This is a genomic window from Cupriavidus sp. CuC1, assembly GCF_044627735.1.
Classification (GTDB): domain Bacteria; phylum Pseudomonadota; class Gammaproteobacteria; order Burkholderiales; family Burkholderiaceae; genus Cupriavidus; species Cupriavidus ulmosensis.
Genome location: NZ_JBIUHC010000438.1, coordinates 1 through 597, shown reverse-complemented (window position 1 = coordinate 597; position 597 = coordinate 1). Strand labels below are relative to the sequence as shown.

General features: G+C 59.0%; 1 protein-coding gene. It reads right to left on the bottom strand.

Going from position 1 to position 597, the window contains the following annotated elements:
- Positions 1–597 (bottom strand): reverse transcriptase domain-containing protein (locus ACGLHR_RS52095; protein WP_400103997.1); only part of this gene is annotated, 597 nt, incomplete at both ends.

Genomic DNA, 597 nt, shown 5'->3' with positions numbered 1-597 from the left:
GTTTGCGCACGCGACGTAGGTCGAACCCCAAGAACCCAAAGGCTTCACCGTGCAGCGTGTCCACCACCGTGGTTTTCTCCGTGTTCAACTCGACGCCAAGCGGCACGAGCTGTTCCCGCAGACGCAACAGGGCGCGTTCTGCCCAGCCGCGTTTCGTGTGGTGGCCACTGACGGTAATGACGATGTCGTCAGCAAACCGATGATAGTTCACTGCCTCGTAAGGGCCCTGTGCCGTCTTGCGGCGAATCTCGTCGAACATCCAGTCAATCTCAGTCAAGTAGATGTTCGCAGCGAGAGGGCTGAATGGGCCACCTTGCGGTACCCCAACTTTGCCCGCTGCTTTGATAACCTGCTTGACCAAGTGCATGACCTGAGGATCCTGGATGCGCTTCGCGATCTTGCCCAACAGGGTTGAGTGTTGGATTGTGTCAAAGTAGCGCGACAAATCCACGTCAACCACCGTCGACATGCGCCGCAGCACACTGCGTCTGACTTCCGCCAGCGCGCGGTGTGGGGACCGCTTCGGTCGAAACCCGTAGGAGTTCGGGCAGAAGTCCGCCTCGAATACCGCTTCGAGGATCAGTTTCAGCGCCCCCT